This window comes from Neorhizobium sp. BETTINA12A (assembly GCF_023006485.1).
In the GTDB taxonomy this organism is placed as follows: Bacteria; Pseudomonadota; Alphaproteobacteria; order Rhizobiales; family Rhizobiaceae; genus Neorhizobium.
The window spans coordinates 46,281-54,478 of record NZ_JALBGW010000024.1 but is presented as its reverse complement, the minus strand read 5'-3'; the positions used below and the strand labels follow the sequence as shown (position 1 = coordinate 54,478).

Sequence of the window (8,198 nt, the reverse complement as noted above, 5' to 3'; positions counted from 1 at the left end):
GGTGTGGAGTGCGTGGAAGGCGGAAGATTAGCGGTGAACGCCGCCGCCGTTTCGACCGGCTTTGCGCCGGCGGCTGGCAGCTTCGGCGCTTCCGGTGCGGCGAGTGCCGGCGCTGCAATTTCCTGCTCGACCAGCTTGCCGTCCGGGCGGACGATCATCGTCTTGACCTTGCGCGGCATGACGGTCACCGGCTGCTGCTCAGCAGAGGTATTGTTTTGCGCAGTCCGATCCTGCGGCAGGAGGCGTGGATCCTCCGTCTCGCCGACATCGGTCGGCTCGATATCGTTCTCGCCTTCGAGCGGCAACGTATCGGGCATCAAGGTCTTCTGGACGACGTCGATCGGCTCCTCGTTGGAGGAGATCAGCGTGCGCTGCTTCGGATCCTTCGGCGAGACGCCGGCGACGCGATCGTAGACAGCCTTATCCTGGTTGGGGACAGTCTTGCCGCCCGGATTTTCCGGCGCAATCTTGATCGGCTCTTTGTCGGCGGCAATGATGACCGGTTCGCCGCCCGAAACGACACTCGAAACGCTGCTGCCAAGGAACGCATAGGCGCCGGCACCGCCAAGGATCACGACGCCGGCGAGAACCAGCGGCATGGCCCAGCTGCGGACGGAACGGCGGGCGTTCTCGACCGTCGCGACATAATCGGTGTCGGAATAATGCAGTTCCTCATGCTCCGCCGCCGGCAAGGGCGTCGTCAGGCTGCGGCGAAAATCCTCTTCCAGCGCACGTTCGAAATCGTCGAGATCGGTATAGGCCGGCGAACGGCTCGCTTCGGCAGCAGCCTGCTGGCCTTTCTGCGCGATATCAATCTCAGGCTTGCGCGCCGGCGCCGGGGCCGACTTGCCGGGGGCTGCCAGCAGCGTCGCAAGTTCGGCATCGATGTCGAGTTCGTAATCGGGACGATAGGCCGGCGGCTGTTCCGGCTCTTCTGCCGGCAGCGACGGCACGTCGAGCTCGGCGATCGCCTCCACCTGGTCTTCGGAATCGGCAATCTGAGCCGGATCGAATGGCAGGTCGGCCATCGATTCGGGCTCTTCGTCAACCTGCGTCTCCACAACCGGTGCCGCCACAGCGATGGGCGCAACGCGCGCGGCCGGCATCGCCGAAGGGGCGGCAGGTTCGGCCTTTACAGCAGCCGCCGCCGCAGGCGTCGCCTGAACCGGATGTTTCTGCGTCTCTTCGACGACGATCTCGGCAAGGTCGAGTTCCAGGCCATCGAGCGCCAACTCGAATTCCTCATCAGAGAAGGGATCCTTGTCGTCTAGAGACGGCACCTCGGCAACCGGAGGCGTGGCAACCGTCGCATTGGCAATCACGGGTGCGACAGCAGGCGTTGCGGCAAGCTCGGGCGCGTTCGCCACAGGGGTCGCGAGCGGCTGCCCGTTGGATGTCGGCAGCGTATAACGCTGGACGTCGTAGATCAGTTCATCGAGCGCGGAGAACCGATCCTTTTGCGACGCACCGGCACTCTGACCGGTCGATGTAACAGACGTGGCCGCGACGGGCGCAGGCTGCAGTTCCTGCGCCTCCGAGGTCTTTGCAGAAATCTGCAGTTCGGCAGCCGGTGCCGGCTCGATCTTCGGGCTCGGGAGATCGTCCAGAACCGGAGGCTCGACAGCATACTCGTTCGGTGCAGGTGCGGCCGCCTGAGAAGGGATTACAGCCGCCTGTGCAGAGGCCGCAGAGACATCTCGTGCCACGCTGAAATTGGTGAGCGGCATGCGGAAGCCAGGAATATAGGCGCCCTTGCCCCTCTCTGCCTTTGGCTCCGGTTCAAATCTCGCCTCCGGCTCGAAAGCTGCCTCGGGTTCCGGGGCTGCTTCAGGTTCAGGGGCTGCTTCAGGTTCGAAGGTCGCTTGCGGCACGAACCGGACCTCCGGCTCGATTTTCGCCTCGGGCTCGAACCTCACCTCGGGCTGGCCTGCAGCAACCGGTTCGGCCGCGATCGAGTTTTCCAACTCAGCCGCGAGATCGAATTCCTCCGCCGGCTCTTCTGTCGACGTGGCGGGAGACATCGCGCCAGCTGTCGGAAAATCGGGCAGATCGAAGACGGGTTCCACACGTGCGGTTTCGAAAGCCGGTTCGACTATCGGATCGGAGGCCACGCTCTCGTCGACGGCATCAAACGCCAATGGCGGCTCTTCGTCGCCGAACAGCTGATCGCCGCGCTCGCTGATCGCACTATCGGCCGGCAGAAAAGCCTGCGGCAGTTCGATCGCGGCCGGCTCAGCCGGAACGAACTCCAGTTCCTCCGGCTCCACCGGCGGCGCAGCCACTGCGGCATCGGAAGCAGGCTCGGCGAATGACCGGGGCACATCGTCAAGCGCGATATCGTGGATAGGATCGAGCCGCGGCGCATCATAGCGCTCGAACTCCTGAAGGAGCTCGTCTTCGAGATTGAATGCCGGCTCTCGCCGCCCAGACGCTGAAGTATCGGCGGAAGACGATCCGGGCCTGGCAGCGACGGGAAGATCGTCGTAGCCTACGATGCGGGCGAGTTCTGCCAGCGGATCATCATCGGCAAAGAAGTCCGGTAAATCATTCCGGTTACGCGCAAGGTTGTTATCGGCCATTACCTCGTCCACTCACCTACATTACAACGCATATGCCAGTGCAATGTGGGGAAATGGTGGCGATATTTTACCGCATTTCTTCCGGTGCCGCAGTGCCCGTGATCCCAAGTCCTGACTTCAAAACAGAGGCGACAGCATGCACCAGCCCAAGCCTGGCAATACTCAATTCTCGGTTTTTATCGTTAACAAAGCGTAATTCCGGTTGTTCTTTACCCTTATTCCAATGCGCATGGAAGAAACTTGCCAGATCATAGAGGTAAAAAGCAAGCCGATGAGGCTCCTGAGCCTGGGCCGCAGCCTCAATGATTCTGGGGTATTCCGCAAGTTTGGCGACCAGCTGCATCTCATTCGGATCGTTGATCAGGCTGCTCGAACCTTTGAGGTCGAGCGAAGCAAAATCGAGCCCTGGGAACGCTTCCTTTGCCTGCCGGAACACCGACGAGCAGCGCGCATGGGCATACTGCACGTAGAACACCGGATTGTCCTTCGACTGCTCGGTCACCTTGGCGAAGTCGAAATCGAGCGGCTCGGAACTCTTCCTGTAGAGCATCATGAAACGCACCGCGTCGCGGCCGACCTCGTCGACCACTTCGCGAAGGGTCACGAAGTTGCCGGAACGCTTCGACATCTTCACAGGCTCGCCATTGCGGTACAGCTTGACGAGCTGGCAGAGGAGCACGGTGAGCTTCGCCTTGCCGCCGGAGACGGCACGCGCGACGGCTTCCAGGCGCTTGACATAGCCGCCGTGGTCGGCGCCGAGCACATAGATCATCTCGTCGTAACCACGGTCGAACTTGTCCTTGAAGTAGGCAACGTCGGCCGCAAAGTAAGTATAGCTGCCGTCCGACTTGATCAGCGGCCGGTCCATATCGTCGCCCACTTCGGTGGAGCGGAACAGCGTCTGCTCGCGATCCTCCCAGTCTTCCGGCAGCTGGCCCTTCGGTGGCGGCAGCGTGCCCTTGTAGACGTGCCCCTTGAACGTGAGGTCGTTGATCGCCTGGCGGATGCGCTGCGCGCCATTGGCATGCAAGGTCCGTTCCGAATAAAAGACATCGTGATGGACGTTGAGCGCTTCGAGGTCGTCGCGGATCAGCGCCATCATCGAGTCGATCGCCTTGTCCTTGACGATCGGCATCCAGGCATCTTCCGGCATGTTGTGCAGCCGCGAACCGTATTCCTCCGCCAGGGCCTGCCCGACCGGCACGAGGTAGTCGCCCGGATAAAGGCCCGAGGGGATCTCGCCGATCGTCTCTCCAAGAGCCTCGCGGTAACGCAGGAAGACCGAGCGGGCCAGAACATCGATCTGGCTGCCGGCATCGTTGATGTAATATTCCTTGGCCACGTCGTAGCCGGCAAATTCCATCAGGTTCGCCAGCGCATCGCCAACGACAGCACCACGGCAATGGCCGACATGCATCGGGCCCGTCGGGTTGGCCGAGACGTATTCGACATTCGCCTTCTTCTCGGCGCCGATCGTCGAGCGGCCGTAATCCGTGCCCTCGGCAATCATCGAGGCGAGCAGGCGCTGCCAGTAGGGAGCACCGAGCCGGATATTGATGAAGCCGGGACCGGCCACGGAAACTTCGCTGATGTCAGCATCCGAACGCAGTGCTTCGGCGATGATATCGGCGAGCGCACGCGGATTGGTGCCGAGCGGTTTTGCCAGAACCATGGCGGCATTGGTAGCCACATCGCCGTGGCTCTGGTCCCGCGGCGGCTCGACTGCGATACGGCCGAAATCAAGCTCGCTTCGCTTTTCCTTGATAATATCAAGGCTTTCCAAAGCGTTCTTAATTCTTGTTTCGAAGTCGGCAAAAAGATTCATGTTCAATTATCCCCGATACATGCCCGAGGACCCTTGCTGGCCAGTGTCATTGGTGGCGGTGCCTAGCGCAAATCCGGAGTCTGGTCAAACAGCTCGCCATGCGCCTTGATGGCGAAGGTATCGGTCATCCCGGCGAGATAATCGCCCACATGCCGGGCTCTTGCGGTCTCGCCGAGACCGGCAATGTGATTGACCCAATAGTGGCTGCGCATCAGCGACGGATCATTCATATAGGCGCCGAACAGATCCGAGACGATCTGGGAGGCGCCGGCGCGGATGCGCATGATGTCCGGATGCCGGTAGATGCGCGAGAACAACAGCTTCTTGATGCAGCGGTCGGTTTCGGCCATCTCCCCAGAGAACGTCGCGATGACATGCCCAGCGGAGCGGACGTCGGTGGCGCTCTGCGGATCCACCTTATCGAGGTTGTGCTGCGCCACGCCGATAACGTCCTCGACCATGTGCGTGATCTGCCGGCGCATGATCTCATGGGCGAAACGGCTCGGCTCGAGATGCGGATAACGTGCCCTCACCTCCGCCATCAGCTTGGCGAGGAAGGGCACATCATCGAGCATCTCGAAGGTCAACAGGCCGGAGCGCAGCCCGTCGTCGATGTCATGGGTGTTGTAGGCGATATCGTCGGCGATTGCCGCGACCTGCGCCTCCAGGCTGGCATAGCTCGCAAGTTCCAGATCATGCAGTTCGCAATAGTCGCGGATCGGCTGCGGCACGGGGCCGCGGGTGCCCTCGCCGGTGGCGCTGAGCAGCGGACCATTGTGCTTGACGAGGCCTTCGAGGCTTTCCCAGGTGAGATTGAGCCCGTCGAAATCCGCATATCGGCGTTCGAGCTTGGTGACGATGCGCAGCGACTGGGCGTTATGGTCGAAGCCGCCATAGGGCTTCAGCATCTCATCCAGCGCATCTTCGCCGGTATGACCGAATGGCGTATGGCCGAAGTCGTGCACCAGCGCCACGCCTTCGGCGAGGTCCTCGTCGAGCTTCAGGGCGCGGGCAAGCGCACGGGCGATCTGCGCCACCTCGATCGTATGGGTCAGCCGGGTGCGGTAATGGTCGCCGTCAGGGCTGATGAACACCTGCGTCTTGTGCTTCAGCCGCCGGAATGCGGTGGTGTGGACGATGCGGTCACGGTCGCGCTGGAACTCCGAGCGCGTCAGGCTGCCGTCTTCGGGAAACAGGCGCCCGCGCGACGCCCAGGGGTTGGCGGCGTAGACCGCGCGCTCGCCACTGCCGAAACCCAGCGCCCTGGTATCGATCGTCATGCCGTCACCTGTTTGTTCATCCGCCGCCTGCCGCCCATTGACGTGCCCTTCACGTCTTCATACCTATAGTGGAGCTGTGCGCAATGCCGGTGACAGGAATCTCTCCGGGCCTTGAACCCGGCAGGAGGCGGATAATATGGAAACCAATGTAACTCTTTCAAATGCGGCGGCCAAGCGCATCGCCGAAATCGTCGGCAACGAAGCGGGCAAGCAGGCGCTGCGCGTCTCGGTCGAAGGCGGCGGCTGTTCGGGCTTCTCCTACAAGTTCGATCTTGCCGAAGCGCCTGGGGACGACGACGTGGTGATCGCCAACGGCAATGCCAAGGTGCTGATCGACAGCCTCTCGCTCGTCTATATGGCAGGCTCGGAGATCGACTTCGTCGACAACCTGCTCGGCCAATCCTTCCAGATCAAGAACCCGAATGCGGTTGCCAGCTGCGGCTGCGGCACCAGTTTCTCGATCTGATAACATCCTCCCTTACGCACTTCGCCCTTCCCAACGCTTCCTCTTTCGCTAAAAGAGGAAGCGAACAGTGGGAGGCAAGGGCCGATGAAGATCGCCACCTGGAACATCAACGGCGTCAAAGCGCGCATCGACAACCTGCGTCAGTGGCTAACCGATTCCTCCCCGGACATCGTCTGCCTGCAGGAGATCAAGTCCGTCGATGAGACCTTCCCGCGGCTGGAGATCGAGGCGCTCGGCTATCATGTCGAGACCCACGGCCAGAAAGGGTTTAACGGCGTTGCGCTGCTGTCGAAGACCAGGCCCGACGAAGTGATGCGGGGTCTGCCTGGCGGCGAAGGCCCGGACGGACAGACGGACGAGCAATCGCGTTACATCGAAGGCGTCTTTTCGGTGCCGGGCGGCGCGATCCGCGTCGCCTCCATCTATCTGCCGAACGGCAATCCCGCCGACGACCCAGTCAAATACCCCTACAAGCTGGCCTGGATGGAGCGGCTGCGCCTGCATGCGCAGAACTGCCTTCTCCTCGAAGAGCCGCTGATCCTTGCCGGCGACTACAACGTCATTCCCGAGCCGCATGACTGCTTCGATCCGGCCGCGTGGGCGACGGATGCTCTTTTCCTGCCACAGACCCGCGCCGCTTTCCGCAGGCTCGAAAATCTCGGCCTCGTCGATGCGGTGCGCGCCACGACCGACGCCACCAAGCTCTATTCTTTCTGGGATTATCAGGCGGGCGCCTGGCAAAAGAACAACGGCATCCGCATCGACCATCTCCTGCTATCAGCGGAAGCCGCAGACAGACTGAAATCGACGGCGATCGAGAAACATGTGCGGGCTTGGGAAAAGCCGTCGGACCACGTGCCCGTCATCGGCATGTTCGATTTCGGCTGATCGTCCGAAAGATCGGCGAGGCGTCGGTTATTCGACGCCTCTGGCAAATTCCTGCGACAGGGCGACCGCGCCGCGGCGATCTTCTTCGCCGACGACCGAAAATGCCTGTTCCTGCAATTGCTGCATCCAGACACATTCCTTGGCGGTGCACTTGTCGAGCGCCGCCGTCATGAAGGCGAGCCCCCGCACCGTCTGGCCTTCCTGGAAGAGAACGTTGCCGAAAACCGACATGGCGCCCGCATGGCCGCTCTTGCGGGCCTGGTTCAGCCATTTCTTCGCCTGCTGGATATTGGCGGTACCGCCCTCGCCTGCGAGAATCATCCGGGCGAGCTGGAACTGGGCTTCCGCCACGCCGAATGTGGATGCCGCCTGGAAATAGAGTTGCCGTGCCTGTGAAAGATCCGGCTTGATCGGGCTGCCGGGAATGCCGCGGCGATAATAGTTGGCCAGCGACAGAAGCGCGTTGACGAAGAAGCCGGTATCTTCCGAACCGGGCTCGACGCCCTGCGCGGCGATCTCGTTATAGATCTTGAAGGCCTCGAAATCGTCCTTCGCGACGCCGTCGCCGAAGGCGTACATATTGGCAAGCGCCCAGCGCGAGCCGGTATGGCCTTTCTCGGCGGCATAACGATAGGCTTCGACCGCATCTTCCTTCTGGCCGTTCTTATAGGCCTTGAAGCCGAACTTGAAGAGATCGAAGGGACCGGACTCCTTCGTCACGCCCGACTTGATATCGAAGGCCGCAGCCGATCCCGCCAAAATCGAGGCGAGCGACGCTCCAAGAAGCAATACTCTCATGGATCCGATGTCACACTTCGGCATGGTTCAGTTTCTTTCACTCCGCGCGCGACGACCCGCCGCAGCCCGAGCATCGCTCGCTGCCGGAACAAGATTTATCCGGGAATATCCCGCGCCTGCTCCTCCCGAGAGACGAATGAAACTGTAGCTGCCGTTTTCGGCAAGACTAGGACCCATAACCGCGGCAATTGCGGCAAGACAGGACGGCATCAGAATCCGCCTGCCTGAGCGCAAAAAGCCCGGCTTTTCATGAAGAAACCCGCCCATGATACTCCAATTACGCGCCCCGCCCCCGCGTTCCGCGCCTGTTCTTCCTCTATCGCTGCTCCCCGTTTGTGGCGGGAAGTGGACAGAAACGCCCC

General features: G+C 61.6%; 6 protein-coding genes. 2 read left to right on the top strand and 4 right to left on the bottom strand.

Annotated features, from left to right (window positions below):
• The 3 genes from MOV61_RS09685 to MOV61_RS09675 all read right to left on the bottom strand — a co-directional run.
• Positions 1 to 2,579 (bottom strand): hypothetical protein (locus MOV61_RS09685; protein WP_247136409.1); only part of this gene is annotated, 2,579 nt, incomplete at its 3' end.
• A gap of 67 nt (positions 2,580 to 2,646) precedes the next feature.
• Positions 2,647 to 4,404 (bottom strand): arginine--tRNA ligase, encoded by a 1,758-nt coding sequence (gene argS / locus MOV61_RS09680; protein WP_038542378.1) that lies wholly within the window; start codon positions 4,402 to 4,404, stop codon positions 2,647 to 2,649.
• Between the two features lie 62 nt (positions 4,405 to 4,466).
• Positions 4,467 to 5,684: a deoxyguanosinetriphosphate triphosphohydrolase gene (locus MOV61_RS09675; protein ID WP_038542376.1), complete on the bottom strand. Its 1,218-nt coding sequence runs from the start codon at positions 5,682 to 5,684 to the stop codon at positions 4,467 to 4,469.
• Between the two features lie 136 nt (positions 5,685 to 5,820).
• Between MOV61_RS09675 and erpA the strand changes: the two genes are divergently transcribed.
• Entirely contained in the window at positions 5,821 to 6,150 is a 330-nt protein-coding gene (gene erpA / locus MOV61_RS09670; RefSeq protein WP_038542373.1) for an iron-sulfur cluster insertion protein ErpA, read from the top strand.
• A gap of 84 nt (positions 6,151 to 6,234) precedes the next feature.
• Positions 6,235 to 7,038 carry an exodeoxyribonuclease III gene (xth, locus tag MOV61_RS09665; RefSeq protein WP_038542371.1) on the top strand — a complete coding sequence of 268 codons (804 nt, stop codon included), beginning with the start codon at positions 6,235 to 6,237 and terminating at the stop codon, positions 7,036 to 7,038.
• Positions 7,039 to 7,065: 27 nt separating this feature from the next.
• Here xth and exoR read toward each other — a convergent pair whose 3' ends face one another.
• Positions 7,066 to 7,836 (bottom strand): exopolysaccharide production regulator ExoR, encoded by a 771-nt coding sequence (gene exoR, locus MOV61_RS09660; RefSeq protein ID WP_405029347.1) that lies wholly within the window; start codon positions 7,834 to 7,836, stop codon positions 7,066 to 7,068.
• Positions 7,837 to 8,198: the final 362 nt, after the last annotated feature.